A 20,014-nucleotide genomic window follows, 5' to 3' on the forward strand; every position below is an offset into this window, starting at 1 on the left:
CGGCAACCGAAAGGTTGCCGTTTTAGTGTTTGCTCTTTCCCCTCACCCTAACCCTCTCCCCAAAGGGGCGAGGGGACAGTACGGTGCGGAAGTCGCCACCGGGCAAAAAGGCTAGCGATGAAGCTTCCCGTGATCCCGCAGCCACGCCGCGGTGCGCATAATCCCTTCATCCAGCGTCACAACCGGTTTATACCCCAGCTCATTCTCCGCCCGCGAAATATCTAGCGTGAAGTCAAAGTTGAGTTTAGAGACGCCGTAATGCGTCAGCGCAGGCTCTTTGGCCGATTTACTGCCAAAACGCTCCATGCTGCGGGCAATCATATCCAGCATCGGGTAGGGCACGGAACGGATACGGCAGTCGATCTGCAACTCGTCGATCAGCCGCTGCACAATGCTGCGCAGCGTGCACGGTTCGCCGTTAGTGATGTTGTAGGCGCGACCGGAGATCAGCTTATCGCAGTCCGGCTGGCTTGCCAGCCACATAGCGTGAACGGCGTTTTCGTAATAGGTCATATCCACCAGCGCATCGCCGCCGCGCGGCAGCAGCACGCTGCCGTAGTGGTGCATCATCTGCGCCAGACGCGGAATAAACACCTTGTCGTGCGGCCCGAACAGGCTCTGCGGACGCAGGACCGTAAAGCGGGTATGCGGGTTTGACTGCGCCAGCAGGTCAATCACCTCTTCGCTGGCCGCCTTGCTGCGGGCAAATTCACAGGCAAAGCGAGCAGGGCGGAAATCTTCCTGCACGTCGCGATGGTGGTGATAGTCGAAATAGAGTGACGGTGACGAGATATGAATAAAGTTACGCACGCCCCAGGCAACGGCCCATTCACCCAGACGACGGGTGGCGCGCACGTTGGCGAGATCGAAGGCTTCCTGGGTCCCCCACGGGGAGGTAAAACTGGAACAGTGCCATAGCGTGTCGATACCGGCGAGCATCACCTTTGCCTGAGAGGAGACCAGCTCCGTCAGGTCAGCATGGACGAACTCTGCGCCCATTTTTTGCAGCAGTTTACCCATCGCTTCGTTGCGACCGGTAGCCCTGACGCTGATGCCTTTATTGCGCAGAAATTCGACCGCATTTCGGCCTAAGCCGCTGGTCGCCCCGGTAACCAGTACCTTCATAGCTATCCACTGTGTTGAAAAGAATTTCGTGCGCATTCTTTCGTGAATTACGGCGCTATGCAATGGGAAAGGTGAAAGAAAGAGAGTTTTATTTATATCTTTTCCGTCTTTTGTTCTGCCCGTTGCGCAATGCGTTTCGCCATTCCGCGGAAGATAAACAGGTGGGCAGGGATCATCAACAGCCAGTAGAACAGCCCCGGCATTCCGTGCGGATGCCACCAGGCGCGGACGTCCAGCTCACGGTGATCGCCTTTGTCTTTCAGGGTAAAGCAGAGCCGGCCCAGCCCCGGGGCCTTCATACCGAACAGCAGCGCCAGCTGTTTTTCCGGCTCGACGATGATCACCTTCCAGCTGTCGACCGCATCGCCCACCTCAAGATACGGGCGTGCCGGGCGGCCTTTTGCCAGCCTGTGCCCCACCAGCAGATCCATTGCCCCGCGCGTTTGCCAGAGGATATTGCCGAAGAAATAACCGTCTTTGCCGCCAATCTGGTTCACGACCTCCCACAGCGCGGCCAGACTGGCGCGGGTTTTCACCGTGCAGCCCGCCTGTTTCGGGTAATAGCCATACTCCGGGCGCCAGCGGGCAAACGCCTGGGCGTCGTAACCCCAGTCGCTGGAGTTCACCAGCTGCTCTTCCTCTTTCAGCGTATTACGCACGGCATCGTCAAAGCGGATCAGGTCCTGGGGTATGAGTGCCCGCAGCGCGCGATCGTCCGCCAGCAGATCGTGCTTAAGCCCCTGGATCAGCGCTTTGGCGGTCGTCGGCGGCACGGAGGTGATCACATTCAAAAACCACACCGAGATCCAGCGGGTTGGAAAGGGGATGGGGATCAGCCAGCGGCGGCGGCCGCTGACGCGCATGAAATGTTCTAACTGCTCCTGATAGCTCAGGACTTCAGGCCCGGCGGCCTCCAGCACGCGGTGCTGGTCGGTTGGGTGATCCAGCAATGCCACCAGATAATGCAGCAGGTTCTCCAGCGCAATCGGCGTGGTGCGCGAACGGACCCAGCGCGGCGGCGTGAGCACCGGCAGGTTATACACCATATCACGCATCACTTCGAAGGCGGCGGAGCCTGCGCCGACGATAATTCCGGCGCGTAGTTCGGTAACGGGAATAGCAGCGCCGCGCAGGGTGTCAGCCGTCAGCTGGCGGGCGCGCAGGTGATCGGACTGCTCATGTTCGGGCGCCTGGAGCGAGCTTAAAAAAATCACCTGTTTCACCGGCGTTTGCAGCAGCGCATCGCGGACGTTCATCGCCACCTGACGCTCGTGGGCGATAAAATCCCCGCCTTCGCCCATGCTGTGCACCAGATAGTAAAGCGTGTCGACCCCTTCCAGCAGCGAGGGAAGCTCCTTCGGCCAGTTGAGATCTACGTTGTGGCAGGTGACGCCAGGTAAACTGAGCTTTTGCAGGCGCTCCGTGTTGCGTGCCGCTGCCAGCACCCGGTGTCCCTGCTGGCTTAACGCCGCGGTGAGATGCTGACCGATATATCCGCTGGCGCCGAGCACCAGAATGCGTTGCGGCACGTGATGCTCCTTATCGCTGTAAAAACGCCTGCCAGTGTTTCACTACGTCCGCCAGCTGCTCGCGGCTGACGTCAAGATGCATGACCAGACGCACGACGGGTGAGGCGTTGATCAGCACGCCACGGGCTTTCATAAATTCACCCAGCGCAGCGGCGCGATCCTCGCCCACGCGGACGAACAGCATGTTGGTGTCGTGGCGCATCACGTCGGCGCCAATCTCGCGCAGCTGAGCCGCCATCCACGCGGCGTTGTCGTGATCGTCCTTCAGGCGCGCCACGTTGTTTTTCAGGGCATACAGCCCCGCTGCCGCCAGAATACCCGCCTGACGCATGCCGCCGCCGGTCATTTTGCGCCAGCGGTTCGCGCGCTTGATGTAGTCCGCATTGCCCACCAGCAGGGAACCCACTGGCGTGCCCAGCCCTTTAGAGAGGCAGATGGTGAACGAGTCGCAGTATTGCGTAATCTCTTTCAGCTCGCAGCCGTACGCCACCACGGCGTTGAAGATGCGCGCGCCGTCCACGTGCAGGCCGAGCCTGCGCTCGCGGGTAAACTCCCATGCGGCTTTCAGGTATTCGCGCGGCAGCACTTTGCCGTTGTGGGTGTTTTCTAGGCTGAGCAGCCGGGTGCGGGCGAAGTGAATATCGTCGGCTTTGATTTTCGCCGCGACCTTATCGAGCGGCAGGGTGCCGTCCGGCGCGGCGTCAATCGGCTGCGGCTGAATGCTGCCGAGCACCGCGGCACCGCCGGCTTCGTAGAGGTAGTTATGCGCGCCCTGGCCCACGATGTACTCTTCACCACGCTCGCAGTGGCTGAGCAGCGCCACGAGGTTAGCCTGCGTACCGGTTGGCAGGAACAGGGCGGCCTCTTTTCCGCTGAGCTCTGCGGCATAGCGCTGCAGTTCGTTTACCGTCGGATCGTCACCGTAGACGTCGTCCCCGACCGGGGCGGCCATCATCTCTTCGAGCATGGCGCGGCTCGGGCGGGTAACGGTATCACTGCGTAAATCGATCATGGCATGTCCTTATTATTAAAAAGGCGATGCCAGATGTTTTACCTGAGCCAGTTGGTTTTTGCCAGTTCGATCACCTCGTCACCGCGCCCGCTGATGATCGCGCGCAGCATATAGAGGCTAAAGCCTTTGGCCTGCTCAAGCTTGATCTGCGGTGGGATCGCCAGCTCCTCTTTGGCGACGACGACATCCACCAGCACCGGACCGTCGATGGAGAAGGCGCGCTGCAGGGCTTCATCCACCTCGGAGGCTTTCTCCACGCGAATACCGGTGATGCCGCAGGCCTCGGCGATGCGGGCAAAGTTGGTGTCGTGCAGTTCGGTGCCGTCCGTCAGATAGCCTCCAGCCTTCATCTCCATCGCCACGAAGCCCAGCACGCTGTTGTTGAAGACCACAATTTTCAGCGGGAGCTTCATCTGCACCACCGACAGGAAATCCCCCATCAGCATGCTGAATCCGCCGTCGCCGCACATCGCCACTACCTGACGCTCCGGCGCCGTCGCTTTTGCGCCCAGCGCCTGCGGCATGGCGTTGGCCATCGAGCCGTGGTTGAACGAGCCGAGCAGGCGGCGCTTGCCGTTCATCTTCAGATAGCGAGCGGCCCAGACGGTTGGCGTGCCCACGTCGCAGGTAAAGATGGCATCGTCGTCCGCGAAATGGCTGATCTGCTGCGCCAGATACTGCGGGTGAATGGCTTTGTCGCTCGGTTTGGCGAGATCGTCCAGCCCCTTGCGCGCATCGCGATAGTCACTTAGCGCTTTATCGAGGAACTTGCGATCGGTTTTCTCTTCCAGCAGCGGCAGCAGGGCGGCAAGGGTGGATTTGATGTCGCCCACCAGCGCCATATCGACCTTGCTGTGCGCGCCGATGCTGGCCGGGTTGATATCAATCTGAATGATTTTCGCATCCGTCGGGTAGAACGCGCGGTACGGGAACTGGGTGCCGAGCAGGATCAGCGTGTCGGCGTTCATCATGGTGTGGAAGCCGCTGGAAAAACCGATCAGACCGGTCATCCCCACATCGTAAGGGTTGTCGTACTCGACGTGCTCTTTGCCGCGCAGGGCGTGGACAATGGGCGATTTCAGCTTACCGGCAAATTCAAGCAGCTCCTTGTGCGCCCCCGCGCAGCCGCTGCCGCACATCAGGGCGATATTGCTGGAGTAACGCAGCAGCTGTGCCAGCTTTTTCAACTCCTCCTCGGCTGGCGTCACCACCGGCTGCGGAGCGTGATACCAGTGGGTGCTGGCACCTTCCGGTGCGGCCTTGAGGGCTACATCGCCCGGGATAACGACCACCGAAACGCCACGGTTCAGCACGGCCTTGCGCATGGCGATCGCCAGCACCTGCGGGATCTGCTCCGGGGATGAAACCAGCTCGCAATAGTGGCTGCATTCACGGAACAGCTCCTGCGGATGCGTCTCCTGAAAATAGCCGCTGCCGATTTCGGAAGAGGGGATATGAGCGGCAATCGCCAGCACCGGGACGTGGTTACGGTGACAGTCGAACAGCCCGTTGATCAGATGCAGGTTACCCGGCCCGCACGATCCGGCACACACGGCCAGTTCTCCCGTGAGCTGTGCTTCAGCGCCTGCGGCGAAGGCGGCAACCTCTTCATGGCGGGTGGGCATCCATTCGATGGTCTTCATCTTGTTGAGGCTGTCGCTAAGTCCGTTCAGGGAATCGCCGGTTACGCCCCAGATACGTTTCACGCCAGCCTGTTCGAGCGTTTTCGCAATATATGCAGCCACGGTTTGTTTCATGGTTGTCCGTCTCCTTTTTGTGATATCGCTTACAAGCTTAGAAGAAAGTCTCCGTATTGCCCGTCATCTCCCCCTAATTAAAAGGTGCTTTTCACGCGCAATTATTCGGCATAATCTGGCAATACCTCGGTGAAAACAGGAATCATTTCAAATGGTTAAATCATTGTTAATTGCTGTTAATGAAAAGCTATCGTGCGACGATCTTGGCAAATTCTTGTTACGACTTGCCGTCGGCGGGCTGATGCTTTTTCACGGTCTGCACAAACTGTTTGGCGGCGTGGGCTTTATCAGCGGCATGCTGGTGGAAAAAGGGCTGCCGGGATTTATCGCCTACGGCGTGTTGGTTGGCGAAGTGGTGGCGCCGATCCTGATTATTGTTGGGCTCTTTACGCGCCCGGCCGCGCTGGTGCTGGCGTTTACGATGATCGTAGCGTGGCTGATGGTGGGAATGGGGGAAACGCTCGCCCTCGATAAGGTAGGCGCATGGGCGATTGAAAGCCTGGTGTACTTCTTTATCGGCTCGCTGGCTGTCGCGTTTTTAGGGGCAGGGCGCTTTGCGGTAGGGAAAGGTCCGGTGTGGCGGTGAGGATAACAAAAGCCCGGTGGTGCTGACGCTTACCGGGCCTACGATCTAACATTTAACGTTTATGCGAGGACGAGATTGCCCTGTGGATGGCACGAACATGCCAGCACGTAACCCTCGGCAATTTCCGCGTCGGACAGCGTCATGGTGCTGGTGACGGTATACTCTCCCGAAACCACCTTCGTCTTACAGCAGCCGCACACGCCCGCACGACAGGCAGCCACTACCGGCACCTTATTGCTTTCCAGCGCCTCCAGCAGCGTGGTCCCCACGCGGCCAAAGAAGGTCTGAGCAGGCTGCAGTTTGGTGAACTTAACGCCGCTGGTTGCCGCTTCCGCCACCGGCGTGAAGAACTGCTCTTTGAAGAAGCGGGTCACGCCAAGCGCTTTCACCTCTTTTTCCACGTTATCCATGTACGGCGCCGGGCCGCAGGTCATCACGGTGCGGTTCGCCATATCCGGCACGCTTTGCAGCAGCTCGCGGCTCAGGCGACCGGGCACAAAGCCGTGGGTCGCGTTGTGCTCAGCCACCAGAGTCACAGGATAATTCCGCCACTCATCGGCAAAAATCACATCTTCCGGAGAGCGCACGCTGAAGATCGCCTGCACGTCTGCCTGCGGACGGTTCTTCGCCAGCCAGCGGCGCATCGACATAATCGGCGTTACGCCACAGCCCGCCGCCAGCAGCAGGAATTTATCGTCTGCTTTGTCGTCACAGGTGAATTCCCCCTGTGCGTCAGACAGCCAGATATAATCCCCGCGCTTCACGTCCCGCGTCAGCCACTGCGAGCCCGCGCCGTCATCAATACGGCGGACGGTAAGCGTGATGTACTCGCTCACGCCCGGCGTGGAAGAAAGGGTGTAGGCGCGCAGGGTGTCTGCCGAATGGCGAACGCTAACCAGCGCATACTGACCCGCACGGTACGGATAGTAGTCATGGCACAGCAGCGACAGCGTCCACACATCCGGCGTCTCCTGATGGATGTGATGAACCTGCATCCGCCACGGACATTGTGGGGTTGGCATGGTCATGAGTTACTCCTTACGCGCTCAGCAGCTGCTTCATATCATCTTCAACGTTGGTCACGGAACGCAGACCGAATTTCTCGTTCAGCACCGCCAGCAGGTCCGGCGTCAGGAAGCCAGGCGCGGTCGGGCCGGTCACGATGTTGGTCACGCCGAGAGAAAGCAGGGTCAGCAGGATGACAATCGCTTTCTGCTCAAACCATGACAGCACCAGCGACAGCGGTAGGTCGTTCACGCCGCAGCCCAGTTTCTCCGCCAGCGTGACCGCCAGAATGATGGCCGAGTAAGCATCGTTACACTGGCCCGCATCGATCAGGCGCGGCAGGCCTTCGATGTCGCCGAAGTCCAGCTTGTTGAAACGGTATTTGCCGCACGCCAGGGTCAGGATCAGGCAGTCTTCCGGCACGCGGGTGGCGAAATCGGTGAAGTAGTTACGCTCGCCGCGCGCGCCGTCGCAGCCGCCAACGAGGAAGATGTGGCGCAGCTTTTCACGGCTGACGAGGTCGATCAGCGAATCAGCGGCACCCAGCAGGGTTTCACGACCAAAGCCGACGGTGATCAGGTGCGGGATCTCGCTGTACGGGAAGCCCGCCATCTGCTGCGCCTGGGCGATAACCGGACCGAAATCGTCGCCTTCGAGGTGGCTCACGCCCGGCCAGCCGACGATGCTGCGGGTCCAGATGCGGTCGTCATACGCGCCGACGGTAGGGTCGATGATGCAGTTAGAGGTCATCACGATAGGGCCCGGGAAGCGGGCAAACTCCACCTGCTGGTTCTGCCAGCCGCTGCCGTAGTTACCGATCAGATGCTTAAATTTACGCAGCTCCGGGTAGCCGTGCGCGGGCAGCATTTCGCCGTGGGTATAGACGTTAACGCCGGTGCCTTCGGTTTGCTTCAGCAGGTTGTAGAGATCTTTCAGGTCGTGACCGGAAATCAGGATGCACTTGCCTTCGGTCGCTTTAACGTTGACCTGCGTCGGCGTCGGGTGGCCGTAGGTGCTGGTTTCACCGGCATCCAGAATGCTCATCACGCGGAAGTTCATCTGGCCGATTTCCATTGAGCACTCAAGCAGGGCATTCATATCGGCAGGCCAGGTGCCCAGCCACGCCATGATTTTGTGGTACTGGGCGTAGATGTCGTTGTCGTATTGACCGAGCACGTGCGCGTGTTCCATATAGGCCGCCGCGCCTTTCAGCCCGTACAGGCACAGCAGGCGCAGGCCGAGAATGTTCTCGCCAATCGCCGCCTTGTCTTTATTCGGGGTGAATTCTGCCGCCTGACGCTGGAGGTCGCCCAGATCGTCGCTGATCAGCTGAAGTTCTGACATCGGATTTTCCACGCGGGCGCTGGCGTCCGCCTTCAGGCACTGTGCCTTCAGCGCTTCACGCAGGGCAATCGCTTCGCGGGCATAGCCGACAATGCGCGGAGAGTCGAAGTTAACGTTGGTCAGCGTGGAGAAGAAGGCGCGCGGGGCGAAGCTGTCGACGTAGTGGTCGACAATACCGTATTCACGGGCCTTGAACGCCCAGGCGGAAAGGCCTTGCAGGGCCGCAATCAGCAGATCCTGCAGGTCAGATGTTTCTGCGGTTTTGCCGCACATACCCTGTGCGTAAGAGCAGCCATTGCCTGCCGGGGTACGGATGGTTTGTTCACATTGCACACAAAACATAATCACACCTGTTAAAGTTATATTTGATATACATGTTTAAGATTATGCTTGTGCCAGAACGGTGAAAAGGGCTTTCTGCTACAAAATAGAGGGAGATTGATTTAGCGCAATTTTGGCGGCAGGAAACCTACCGCCAAAGAAGTATCAGGCAGAGAAGAAGGCCATCAGGACCGGAACCAGCAGGCTTAAAATAAAGCCGTGCACGATGGCGGCGGGCACCATCTCCAGCCCCCCGGAGCGTTGCAGTACCGGCAGGGTAAAGTCCATCGACGTTGCGCCGCACAGGCCCAGCGCGGTAGAACGACTGCGGCGAACCAGGCTTGGGATCAGCATGATGGCAATCAGCTCTCGCGCCAGATCGTTAAAGAAGGCGGCGCTGCCGATCACCGGGCCGAATGATTCGGTCAGCAGAATACCGGAGAGGGAGTACCAGCCAAAACCTGACGCCATCGCCAGGCCGGTTTTCAGCGGCAGATCGAGAATAAAGGCGTTAATGACGCCCGCGACCATTGAACTGGCGACAACAATCACGGCAACCATCATTCCCCGACGGTTGAGGACAATTTGCTTCAGGGTCATGCCATTATTTCGCAGCTGAATACCGATCAGAAACAGCAGGAAGATAAGCGTATATTCGCTGGCCTCTGTCGCGTGCTGTAAAAATGCCCAACCGGTCAGCCCAAGAAGAAAACCGAGCACCACGACGCCGCACAGTTTTAATGATTCCAGCGCCATGGCAATTCGTGAAGGGAGTTTTTCCTGATGATGGTGATTTTTCCATGGAATAGTGCGTTCCAGCCACAGCAGCGCGGCAATATTGCACAGTAAAATAACCACCACGGTGACGACAGAATAATGGAGGATGGAGAGTAAATTCGCCGACAGGTTATCCAGGAATGCCAGGCTTATCCCCATAAAGAAAAGAATGACGTAAACAATCCAGCTGAGAAAACGGTTGATAAGCCGTAATGCAGATTCCTGATGCAGCGGGATAAGGTAGCCCACAATCAGGGGCAGCAGAATAATGAGGAGTCCTGAAAACATGAACAGCCGGTCCTTTTGAGTATCTGTTGAGCGCCAGAGACACTACCCAATAAAGGCTGTCAGGTAAAGGAGCAATAAAAAAGCCGGGTGGCGGCTACGCCTTACCCGGCCTACAAAGTGCACTCTAACGTAGGTCGGGTAAGCGTTAGCGCCACCCGACACCGCGCTCGATTAATCGCGTTTTTCCAGCAGGGTGCGGTACAGCACGCCGCCCAGGATACCGCCGATAATTGGCATCACCCAGAACAGCCACAGCTGTTGAAGCGCCCAGCCGCCCTGGAAGATGGCGACGGCGGTGCTGCGTGCCGGGTTAACGGAGGTGTTGGTGACCGGAATTGAAATCAGATGGATAAGCGTCAGCGCCAGGCCAATCGCAATCGGGGCAAAACCGGCTGGCGCGTGTTTGTCCGTTGCGCCGTGGATCACCAGCAGGAAGCCGGCGGTCAGCACAATTTCAATCACGATGGCAGACAGCATGGAGTAACCGCCCGGAGAGTGTTCGCCGAAGCCGTTAGAGGCAAAGCCGCTGACCGCCGCGTCGAACCCGGCTTTACCGCTGGCAATCACGTACAGAACGCCAGCTGCAATAATACCGCCAACCACCTGCGCCACAATGTAGCCAATCACGTCTTTTGCCGGGAAACGGCCGCCTGCCCATAAACCTAATGTCACTGCCGGGTTAAAATGGCCGCCGGAAATATGTCCCACGGCAAACGCCATGGTTAATACGGTTAAACCAAACGCCAGCGCGACGCCGACAAAACCAATACCCAATTCCGGGAATGCTGCTGCCAGAACGGCGCTACCGCAGCCACCAAATACCAGCCAGAATGTACCAAAGCATTCTGCCGCTAATTTTCTAAACATAACCACCTCAAAATAATTATCCGCACGCTTTCCCGCGCGCGGGATATATCGTCATAAAGGGATGACGACTCAAAGAGTCTCTATTCTAAAAAATAACAACACCCCTTCGCCACTTAAATAAATTCTGTTGGTTTGATTTTAGGCAATGCGATGTCAATCCTTGTTCAAATTAGCGGTAAATAGAGCATAGACTAATTCTCGCAAGGGTGAACGTTGTGCTGTCGTGACAGAACGCCTCCCGCTATACTGCTGATAACTTGAAGGAAAAAGTGATCATTTGTCGGGGGATTTATGCTTCTCGAACGTGTGGAAATTGTCGGGTTTCGCGGTATTAACCGTCTGTCGCTGCAGCTGGAGCAGAACAACGTCCTGATCGGCGAGAACGCGTGGGGTAAGTCCAGCCTGCTGGATGCGCTGACGTTATTGCTTTCGCCCGAAGACGATCTGTATCACTTCGTCCGCGACGATTTCTGGTTCCCGCCCGGCGACGTGACGGGGCGCGAGAAGCACCTGCATATCATCCTGACTTTCCGCGAATCCGAGCCCGGACGTCATCGCGTGCGTCGCTTCCGCCCGCTGTCACCCTGCTGGGTGCCGTGCGATGACGGTTTCCACCGGATTTTCTATCGGCTGGAAGGGGAGATGGCGGAGAACGAGGGGGTACTCACCCTGCGTGATTTTCTCGATGAGAAAGCCAACCCGATCCCGCTTGAGAATATCGACGATTTGGCCCGCCACCTGATTCGCCTGACGCCGGTGTTACGCCTGCGCGATGCGCGTTTTATGCGGCGTATTCGTAACGGTACCGTACCCAATATGCCGGACGTGGAAGTCACCGCCCGCGAGCTGGATTTTCTGGCAAGAGAGCTGGTGTCGCGTCCGCAAAATCTGACCGATGGTCAAATCCGTCAGGGGTTGTCCGCAATGGTGCAACTCCTGGAGCACTATTTTTCCGAGCAGGGAACCTCTGAGTCGCGTCATCGTCTGATGCGCCGCCGTTCTCATGATGAGCAGCGCAGCTGGCGTTACCTCGACATCATTAACCGAATGATCGACCGGCCCGGCGGTCGTACCCATCGGGTGATTTTGCTGGGGCTGTTTTCAACGCTTCTGCAGGCCAAAGGCACCGTTCGTCTTGACCGGGACGCCAGGCCGCTGCTGCTGGTGGAAGACCCGGAAACGCGGCTGCATCCCATCATGCTCTCCGTGGCATGGCATCTGCTGAATCTGCTGCCGCTCCAGCGCATTACGACCACCAATTCCGGTGAATTATTATCGCTGACGCCGGTAGAACACGTCTGCCGTCTGGTCCGTGAGTCCTCCCGCGTCTCCGCTTTCCGGCTTGGTCCGGGTGGTTTGAACGCGGAAGACGGGCGGCGCATCGCGTTTCATATTCGCTTTAACCGCGCGTCGTCGCTCTTTGCCCGCTGCTGGCTGCTGGTGGAGGGGGAAACGGAAACGTGGGTTATCAACGAACTGGCGCGCCAGTGCGGCCACCATTTTGATGCGGAAGGCATTAAGGTGATTGAATTCGCCCAGTCGGGACTAAAGCCGCTGATAAAATTTGCTCGCCGGATGGGGATCGAGTGGCACGTTCTGGTCGACGGTGATGAGGCGGGCAAAAAATATGCCTCGACCGTACGCAGCCTGCTGAATAACGAGCGTGAGGAAGAGCGCGACCATTTAACCATGCTCCCTGCGATGGACATGGAACACTTTATGTACCGTCAGGGGTTCGATGACGTCTTCCACCGCATTGCCATGGTGCCGGTCGATGTCCCGATGAACATGCGGCGCGTGATCGCCAAAGCCATTCATCGTTCGTCAAAACCGGATTTAGCCATTGAAGTGGCGACGGAAGCGGGAAGGCGGGGCGTAGAGGCGGTACCGACCCTGCTGCGGAAGATGTTTTCCCGCGTGCTGTGGCTGGCACGCGGGAAAGCGGATTAGCGTTGGGTCGCCTGTTTCACCTGCTGAATCAGGCTATCCAGCAGCTCGTAGCGGCGGCGATATTCGGAGCGTTTTTTGCTGGCGATCTCTTCCATCGGTTTACGCGGCATGACGAGCGGCAGCATAAAGTTACCGTTATCCTGTTTTTCACCGCCGATAGAGATCCAGAAACTGTCGTAATCGGCCAACAGCTTCCCCTCTTTTTTCTTGCGGTAGCGCCAGCTGCGATAAATATGGGTATCGTTACTGACGGCGATAATCTGTTCTACCGGGAAGGCGGTGCCGAGGGTCATGGCGGCCTCGACCAACAGACGTTTCGGGAACAGACCATGGCAGGCTTTCGTCGCACCCTGGATCAGCTCATGGGGAACATGCGCTTTTGCCCCTTGCAAACCGCCAATGAACAGCGTCGATTTTCCCTCAAACTGGCACAGGGTGAAGGTCATCTCGGCCAGCACCGTATTCTGATGGTCGCAGAAGGCGAGGGTGGCTTCCCCTTCTTTATCCAGAAACGCATCGGCGCACAGACGGACGGTAAATTGCTGTTCATCTTTGCCGGTTAAGGTCAGCAGGGTGAAGCCCTTCTTCGAAAAATAACCCGTTTGCAGCGTCACCGGAAGCTGGCGGCTCATCGTCTGATAGTGCCAGTTGAGGGATTCCAGCGCATGCTGTCGATCCATATTCACCGTCAACCAGGGACGATGCAACCGACACGGTAGCCCTGGTTGTACCTGCAGCATCTGCATCAGACGTGGTTGTTTTGCAAGACTTGTTAACAGGCGCGCAGTGCTAATGGGTGTCGCCAGTGAACGTAACATGAATTTACGTCGATAGGCGGGGTTTTGCCACGCCAGTCCTGGTTTGAGCTTACCGAAAGCCAGATTTTTGAAGAGCTGCCAGCCAGATTTAGGCTGAGGCAAGTTTGAAAAAGGTGTATCGACGATGGAAGACATGATAGATCCTGCTTCTTGATGAAGATCTCCATTTCAGCAGGCGAACGTTCAACGTCTCGTAAACAAATTGTGACGATTTCAAGAAGAAGGGGTTTCGTTGAGGAGTCGTTTAGATAGAATCAACACTTATCATTGCCAGAACATTTATTTGGATTATTTATGAACCTCAAGGGAAAACGCAGAACGCTGTTTCTGCTGCTGGCGGTCGTGGTTTTAGCCGGTGGATACTGGCTATGGCAGGTGCTGAACGCGCCGGTGCCGCAGTATCAGACACTGATTGTTCGTCCGGGCGAACTGCAGCAAAACGTCCTCGCGACGGGCAAGCTTGACGCGCTGCGCAAGGTTGACGTCGGCGCTCAGGTCAGCGGCCAGCTGAAAACGCTGTCGGTTGAGATTGGCGACAAGGTGAAAAAAGGCCAGCTGCTCGGCGTTATCGATCCAGAACAGGCTGAGAACCAGATCCGCGAGGTGGAAGCCACGCTAATGGAACTGCGCGCGCAGCGTGCGCAGGCGCTGGCAGAACGTAACCTGGCCCAGGTGACGCTAACCCGTCAGCAGGCGCTGGCTAAAACTCAGGCTATTTCAAAACAAGATTTAGATACCGCCACCACTGAACTGGCGGTGAAACAGGCGCAGATTGGCACGATTGACGCGCAAATCAAACGCAATCAGGCTTCGCTGGATACGGCGAAAACCAACCTCGACTACACCCAAATTGTGGCACCGATGGCGGGCGAAGTGACCCAGATCACCACGCTCCAGGGGCAGACGGTGATTGCCGCACAGCAGGCGCCAAACATTCTGACGCTGGCGGACATGAGCACCATGCTGGTCAAAGCCCAGGTCTCAGAAGCGGATGTGATCCATCTTAAGCCGGGGCAAAACGCCTGGTTTACGGTACTGGGCGATCCGCAGACGCGCTACGAAGGCGTGCTGAAAGACATTCTGCCGACGCCGGAAAAAGTGAACGACGCTATTTTCTACTATGCCCGTTTTGAAGTGCCAAACCCGCAGGGCGTGCTGCGTCTGGACATGACCGCACAGGTGCATATCCAGCTGACCGGCGTGAAGAACGTGCTGACCATTCCGCTCTCTGCGCTCGGCGAATCCGCCGGGGATAGCCGTTATAAAGTGAAAGTGCTGCGCAACGGCGAAACGCGCGAGCGCGAGGTCGTGATTGGCGCGCGCAACGACACTGACGTGGTGGTGGTGAAAGGGCTGGAAGAGGGCGAGGAGGTTGTTGTCAGCGAAAGCCTGCCCGGAGCCGCCAAATGACGGCGCTGCTTGAGCTGAATAACATTCGTCGCAGCTATCCCTCCGGCGACGGTCCGGTGGAGGTGCTGAAAGGCATCTCCCTGCGCGTGGAAGCGGGCGAGATGGTGGCGATTGTCGGCGCATCGGGTTCCGGTAAATCGACGCTGATGAACATTCTCGGCTGCCTGGATAAACCCACCAGCGGTACCTATCGCGTGGCCGGGACGGATATCTCCACGCTGGATGGCGACGCGCTGGCGAAGCTGCGCCGGGAACACTTCGGCTTTATCTTCCAGCGTTACCATCTGCTTTCTCACCTCAATGCCGCGCAGAACGTGGAAGTACCTGCGGTCTATGCGGGCGTCGAGCGTAAAAAACGCCTCGAGCGCGCGCAGATGCTGCTGACGCGTCTGGGGCTGGCAGAGCGGGTGGAGTACCTGCCCTCGCAGCTTTCCGGCGGCCAGCAGCAGCGCGTGAGTATTGCCCGCGCCCTGATGAACGGCGGGCAGGTGATCCTCGCGGATGAGCCGACCGGCGCGCTCGACAGCCATTCCGGCGAAGAGGTGATGGCGATCCTCCATCAGCTTCGCGATCAGGGGCACACGGTCATCATTGTTACCCACGATCCGCAGGTGGCGGCGCAGGCGGAACGCATTATTGCGATCCACGACGGCGAGCTGGTCAGCAATCCGCCGCCGCGTGAGTCCAGAGCAGCGGCGCCGAAAGAAGCGCTTCCGGCATCAACCGGCTGGGGACAGTTTTCCAGCGGCTTTCGTGAAGCGTTGACCATGGCCTGGCTGGCGATGGCGGCCAACAAAATGCGTACCCTGTTGACGATGCTCGGCATCATCATCGGTATCGCCTCGGTGGTGTCGATTGTGGTGGTGGGCGACGCGGCCAAGCAGCTGGTGCTGGCCGATATCCGCGCCATCGGTACCAATACCATTGACGTCTATCCCGGCAAAGACTTTGGCGACGACGAGCCGCAGTATCAGCAGGCGCTGAAATACGACGATCTCGCGGCCATTCAGAAGCAGCCGTGGGTCAACTCCGCCACGCCTGCGGTGTCGCAGAACCTGCGCCTGCGGGTGGGCAATGTCGACGTTGCCGCCAGTGCGAACGGCGTTAGCGGAGACTATTTCAACGTCTACGGCATGACCTTCAGTGAAGGCGCTACCTTTAACGCCGAACAGCTGGCGGGCAGGGCGCAGGTGGTGGTGCTGGACGCGAACTCGCGCAGGCAGCTCTTCCCCAATAAAGTCAACGTGGTAGGCGAAGTGATCCTGGTCGGCAACATGCCTGCCACGGTCATCGGCGTGGCGGAAGAGAAGCAGTCGATGTTTGGCAGCAGCAAGATCCTGTGCGTCTGGCTGCCCTACACCACCATCTCCGGGCGGATTATGGGGCAGTCCTGGCTCAACTCCATCACCGTGCGCGTGAAGGAGGGCTACGACAGCGCGCTCGCCGAACAGCAGCTTGAGCGGCTGTTAATCCTGCGCCACGGGAAGAAAGATTTCTTCACCTGGAATATGGACGGCCTCTTGAAAACGGCGGAAAAGACCACACGTACTCTTCAGCTGTTCCTCACGCAGGTGGCGGTGATTTCGCTGGTCGTCGGCGGCATCGGGGTGATGAACATCATGCTGGTGTCGGTAACGGAACGCACCCGGGAGATCGGCATCCGCATGGCGGTCGGGGCCCGCGCCAGTGACGTGCTGCAGCAGTTTTTGATTGAAGCCGTGCTGGTGTGTCTGGTCGGCGGGGCGATGGGCATTGCGCTCTCGATGATGATCGCGTTTGCACTCCAGCTCTTTTTACCCGGCTGGGAGATTGGCTTCTCGCCGGTTGCCATTATTACCGCATTTTTGTGTTCGACCTTTACCGGCATTTTGTTTGGCTGGTTGCCCGCCCGCAATGCGGCGCGGCTGGATCCGGTGGACGCGCTGGCTCGGGAATAACCCGAAAATAAAAATGCCAGCCGATCGGGCTGGCATTTTGACTGCGGGATGTACACAATAAAACAGAGAGCTATGCAACCGTCTCTGCTTCAACGGGTACGATTAGGCTTGCATGATTGCCTTTTGGTCCCTGGTGTACATCGAACCGGACGGACTGCCCGGCTTTGAGCGTTCTGTAACCATCCATCTGAATGGTGGAATAGTGAGCGAAGATATCCTCGCCGCCGCCTTCGGGGCAGATGAAGCCAAACCCTTTGGCGTTGTTGAACCACTTAACAGTACCCATTTCCATGCTTCGACATCCTTCGTAAATCTTATAAGTTAAGATGGAATGAACCGGTGGTGGAGTGGGGGCTGTTCAAAACCTCGCCATCTCACGCTTGTACAATTTAGAGAAACGAAAGAAGTCGTCAAGCGTTTGGCGCTGGAGATGGGACAATAATCAACCAAAGTTTGAAGCAGTTAACGCTATTGCAATAGTTTGTGACAGACATCGCGGATGACAGTAATAGATGATTGTTATCTAACATCTGAGGTAGATTCAAAGTGGTTATGCATAATGGGTAAGACCAACGATTGGCTGGATTTTGACCAGCTGGCGGAAGATAAAGTGCGCGACGCGCTAAAACCGCCATCTATGTATAAAGTTATGTTAATGAACGATGATTACACGCCGATGGAATTTGTTATTGACGTGCTACAAAAGTTCTTTTCTTATGATGTAGAACGTGCAACGCAACTGATGCTTACCGTTCATTATCGTGGCAAAGCTATCTGCGGCATCTTCACAGCCGAAGTGGCGGAAACCAAAGTAGCGATGGTGAACGACTATGCGAGGGAGAACGAGCATCCGTTGCTGTGTACGCTGGAAAAGGCCTGATAAGGCATAAAATTGGGGGAGGTGCCTATGCTCAATCAAGAACTGGAACTCAGTTTAAACATGGCTTTCGCCAGAGCGCGTGAGCACCGACATGAGTTTATGACCGTCGAGCATTTACTGCTCGCACTGCTTAGCAACCCATCTGCCCGCGAAGCGCTGGAAGCCTGCTCCGTGGATCTGGTGGCGCTACGTCAGGAACTCGAAGCCTTCATCGAACAAACCACACCGGTGCTGCCAGCCAGTGAAGAAGAGCGCGACACGCAGCCGACGCTCAGCTTCCAGCGCGTGCTGCAGCGCGCGGTATTCCACGTCCAGTCTTCCGGACGTAGCGAAGTGACTGGCGCAAACGTCTTAGTCGCCATCTTCAGCGAGCAGGAGTCACAGGCTGCCTACCTGCTGCGCAAACATGAAGTCAGCCGCCTCGATGTGGTTAACTTTATTTCTCACGGAACGCGCAAAGACGAGCCTAACCAGGCATCGGATTCCAGCAATCAGGTCAATAACAATGAAGAGCAAGCAGGCGGGGAGGATCGTATGGAAAACTTCACCACCAACCTTAACCAGCTTGCTCGCGTTGGCGGTATCGACCCGCTGATTGGTCGCGATAAAGAGCTGGAGCGCGCGATCCAGGTGCTGTGCCGTCGCCGCAAGAACAACCCGCTGCTGGTGGGGGAATCAGGCGTGGGTAAAACCGCGATTGCCGAAGGTCTTGCCTGGCGCATTGTGCAGGGCGACGTGCCGGAAGTGATTGCCGACTGCACCATCTACTCGCTGGATATCGGCTCGCTGCTGGCGGGCACCAAATACCGCGGTGATTTTGAAAAACGCTTCAAAGCGCTGTTAAAACAGCTGGAGCAGGACACCAACAGCATCCTGTTTATCGATGAGATCCACACCATCATCGGCGCGGGTGCGGCCTCCGGTGGCCAGGTGGATGCGGCTAACCTGATCAAACCGCTGCTCTCCAGCGGCAAGATCCGCGTGATTGGCTCCACGACCTACCAGGAGTTCAGCAACATCTTTGAGAAAGACCGTGCGCTGGCGCGCCGCTTCCAGAAAATCGACGTGACCGAACCGTCCGTCGAGGAAACGGTGCAGATCATCAACGGCCTGAAGCCGAAGTACGAAGCGCACCACGACGTGCGTTACACCGCGAAAGCGGTCCGTGCGGCGGTGGAGCTGGCGGTGAAATACATCAACGACCGTCATCTGCCGGATAAGGCGATTGACGTGATTGACGAGGCGGGGGCGCGTGCGCGTCTGATGCCGGCCAGCAAGCGTAAGAAAACCGTTAACGTGGCGGATATTGAGTCCGTGGTGGCCCGCATCGCGCGTATCCCTGAGAAGAGCGTCTCTCAGAGCGACCGCGACACGCTGCGCACCCTCGGCAATCGCCTGAAAATGCTGGTCTTTGGTCAGGATAAAGCCATCGAGGCCTTAACCGAAGCGATCAAGATGGCCCGTGCCGGACTGGGGCATGACCACAAGCCTGTCGGTTCCTTCCTGTTCGCTGGCCCGACTGGCGTGGGGAAAACCGAGGTGACGGTTCAGCTCTCCAAAGCGCTGGGCATTGAGCTGCTGCGCTTTGATATGTCCGAGTATATGGAGCGTCACACCGTCAGCCGTTTGATTGGTGCGCCTCCGGGCTACGTGGGCTTTGACCAGGGCGGTCTGCTCACCGACGCGGTGATCAAGCATCCGCACGCGGTCCTGCTGCTCGATGAAATCGAGAAGGCGCACCCGGACGTGTTCAACATCCTGCTGCAGGTGATGGACAACGGGACGCTGACCGACAACAACGGGCGCAAGGCGGACTTCCGCAACGTGGTGCTGGTGATGACCACCAACGCCGGGGTGCGTGAAACCGAGCGTAAATCCATCGGCCTGATCCACCAGGATAACAGCACCGATGCGATGGAGGAGATCAAGAAGATCTTCACGCCGGAGTTCCGTAACCGTCTGGACAACATTATCTGGTTCGATCACCTGTCTACCGACGTGATCCATCAGGTAGTGGACAAGTTCATCGTCGAGCTGCAGGTTCAGCTGGATCAGAAAGGCGTGTCGCTGGAAGTGAGCCAGGAGGCCCGCAACTGGCTGGCCGAGAAAGGCTACGACCGTGCGATGGGTGCCCGTCCGATGGCGCGCGTGATTCAGGACAACCTGAAGAAACCGCTGGCGAACGAGCTGCTGTTTGGCTCGCTGGTGGACGGCGGCCAGGTGACCGTGGCGCTGGACCAGGCGAAGAACGAACTGACGTACGATTTCCAGAGTGCGGCGAAGCACAAGCCGGAAGCGGCTCACTGAGTTGTAACGTAGGTCTTAAAAACCGGGCAATAGCCCGGTTTTTTTATGTCTGCCAAGGTAAAAGCAAAACGACAACAGTGTTGTCGTTTTTAGTGTTTTCT

At 57.7% G+C, this 20,014-nt stretch carries 16 protein-coding genes; 6 read left to right on the forward strand and 10 right to left on the reverse strand.

All coding sequences use genetic code 11. From position 1 onward, the window contains the following. Positions 1-111 precede the first annotated feature (111 nt). The 4 genes from ACMGG5_RS13425 to poxB all read right to left on the reverse strand — a co-directional run bounded on the left by ACMGG5_RS13425 (position 112) and on the right by poxB (position 5,423). Positions 112-1,125: an NAD-dependent epimerase/dehydratase family protein gene (locus ACMGG5_RS13425; protein ID WP_024907825.1), complete on the reverse strand. Its 1,014-nt coding sequence runs from the start codon at positions 1,123-1,125 to the stop codon at positions 112-114. Positions 1,126-1,217: 92 nt separating this feature from the next. Beyond that, positions 1,218-2,654, reverse strand: a complete 1,437-nt coding sequence (locus tag ACMGG5_RS13430) for a DUF2867 domain-containing protein (protein WP_420277979.1) — start codon at positions 2,652-2,654, stop codon at positions 1,218-1,220. 10 nt (positions 2,655-2,664) lie between these two features. Beyond that, a complete protein-coding gene (gene ltaE, locus ACMGG5_RS13435) occupies positions 2,665-3,666 on the reverse strand; it encodes a low-specificity L-threonine aldolase (RefSeq protein WP_048990963.1) in 1,002 nt (333 codons plus the stop codon). Between the two features lie 38 nt (positions 3,667-3,704). Then, positions 3,705-5,423 (reverse strand): ubiquinone-dependent pyruvate dehydrogenase, encoded by a 1,719-nt coding sequence (gene poxB / locus ACMGG5_RS13440; RefSeq protein ID WP_024907822.1) that lies wholly within the window; start codon positions 5,421-5,423, stop codon positions 3,705-3,707. A gap of 151 nt (positions 5,424-5,574) precedes the next feature. Between poxB and ACMGG5_RS13445 the strand changes: the two genes are divergently transcribed. Further along, complete coding sequence (locus ACMGG5_RS13445) at positions 5,575-6,009, forward strand: DoxX family protein (RefSeq protein ID WP_420277980.1); 435 nt, start codon at positions 5,575-5,577, stop codon at positions 6,007-6,009. Between the two features lie 59 nt (positions 6,010-6,068). Here the strand turns inward: ACMGG5_RS13445 and hcr are convergent, their stop codons facing one another. The 4 genes from hcr to aqpZ all read right to left on the reverse strand — a co-directional run bounded on the left by hcr (position 6,069) and on the right by aqpZ (position 10,611). Further along, a complete protein-coding gene (hcr, locus tag ACMGG5_RS13450) occupies positions 6,069-7,037 on the reverse strand; it encodes an NADH oxidoreductase (protein WP_048990966.1) in 969 nt (322 codons plus the stop codon). A gap of 10 nt (positions 7,038-7,047) precedes the next feature. Beyond that, the gene (hcp, locus tag ACMGG5_RS13455) at positions 7,048-8,700 is read right to left on the reverse strand and encodes a hydroxylamine reductase (RefSeq protein ID WP_248163751.1); all 1,653 of its coding nucleotides are present in this window, start codon (positions 8,698-8,700) and stop codon (positions 7,048-7,050) included. A gap of 144 nt (positions 8,701-8,844) precedes the next feature. Then, entirely contained in the window at positions 8,845-9,744 is a 900-nt protein-coding gene (locus ACMGG5_RS13460) for a lysine exporter LysO family protein (RefSeq protein ID WP_024907818.1), read from the reverse strand. Positions 9,745-9,915: 171 nt separating this feature from the next. Beyond that, positions 9,916-10,611, reverse strand: a complete 696-nt coding sequence (aqpZ, locus tag ACMGG5_RS13465) for an aquaporin Z (RefSeq protein WP_420277981.1) — start codon at positions 10,609-10,611, stop codon at positions 9,916-9,918. 291 nt (positions 10,612-10,902) lie between these two features. Here aqpZ and ACMGG5_RS13470 point away from each other — a divergent pair, with 291 nt between their 5' ends. After that, positions 10,903-12,561, forward strand: a complete 1,659-nt coding sequence (locus ACMGG5_RS13470; protein ID WP_024907817.1) for an ATP-dependent endonuclease — start codon at positions 10,903-10,905, stop codon at positions 12,559-12,561. Here ACMGG5_RS13470 and ACMGG5_RS13475 read toward each other — a convergent pair. Continuing rightward, positions 12,558-13,514: a VirK/YbjX family protein gene (locus ACMGG5_RS13475; protein WP_420277982.1), complete on the reverse strand. Its 957-nt coding sequence runs from the start codon at positions 13,512-13,514 to the stop codon at positions 12,558-12,560. The two genes, ACMGG5_RS13470 and ACMGG5_RS13475, sit on opposite strands and share 4 nt — an antisense overlap. 159 nt (positions 13,515-13,673) lie before the next feature. Between ACMGG5_RS13475 and macA the strand changes: the two genes are divergently transcribed. Together macA and macB are read left to right on the forward strand one after the other, a co-directional pair. Further along, the gene (gene macA, locus ACMGG5_RS13480; RefSeq protein ID WP_032649222.1) at positions 13,674-14,789 is read left to right on the forward strand and encodes a macrolide transporter subunit MacA; all 1,116 of its coding nucleotides are present in this window, start codon (positions 13,674-13,676) and stop codon (positions 14,787-14,789) included. Beyond that, positions 14,786-16,726, forward strand: coding sequence for a macrolide ABC transporter ATP-binding protein/permease MacB (gene macB / locus ACMGG5_RS13485; RefSeq protein ID WP_420277983.1), 1,941 nt, complete (start codon positions 14,786-14,788; stop codon positions 16,724-16,726). The genes macA and macB overlap by 4 nt, the downstream gene beginning before the upstream one ends. A 70-nt stretch (positions 16,727-16,796) precedes the next feature. Here the strand turns inward: macB and cspD are convergent, their stop codons facing one another. After that, complete coding sequence (cspD, locus tag ACMGG5_RS13490) at positions 16,797-17,018, reverse strand: cold shock-like protein CspD (RefSeq protein ID WP_006809408.1); 222 nt, start codon at positions 17,016-17,018, stop codon at positions 16,797-16,799. A 267-nt stretch (positions 17,019-17,285) separates the two neighbouring features. Here cspD and clpS point away from each other — a divergent pair, with 267 nt between their 5' ends. Both clpS and clpA read left to right on the forward strand, forming a co-directional pair. Further along, a complete protein-coding gene (gene clpS, locus ACMGG5_RS13495) occupies positions 17,286-17,606 on the forward strand; it encodes an ATP-dependent Clp protease adapter ClpS (protein WP_006174393.1) in 321 nt (106 codons plus the stop codon). Between the two features lie 27 nt (positions 17,607-17,633). Next, positions 17,634-19,913: an ATP-dependent Clp protease ATP-binding subunit ClpA gene (gene clpA / locus ACMGG5_RS13500; RefSeq protein WP_023335109.1), complete on the forward strand. Its 2,280-nt coding sequence runs from the start codon at positions 17,634-17,636 to the stop codon at positions 19,911-19,913. The last annotated feature ends 101 nt before the right edge of the window (positions 19,914-20,014 follow it).

This window comes from Enterobacter sp. BNK-34 (genome assembly GCF_048684445.1).
Lineage (GTDB): Bacteria > Pseudomonadota > Gammaproteobacteria > Enterobacterales > Enterobacteriaceae > Enterobacter > Enterobacter pseudoroggenkampii.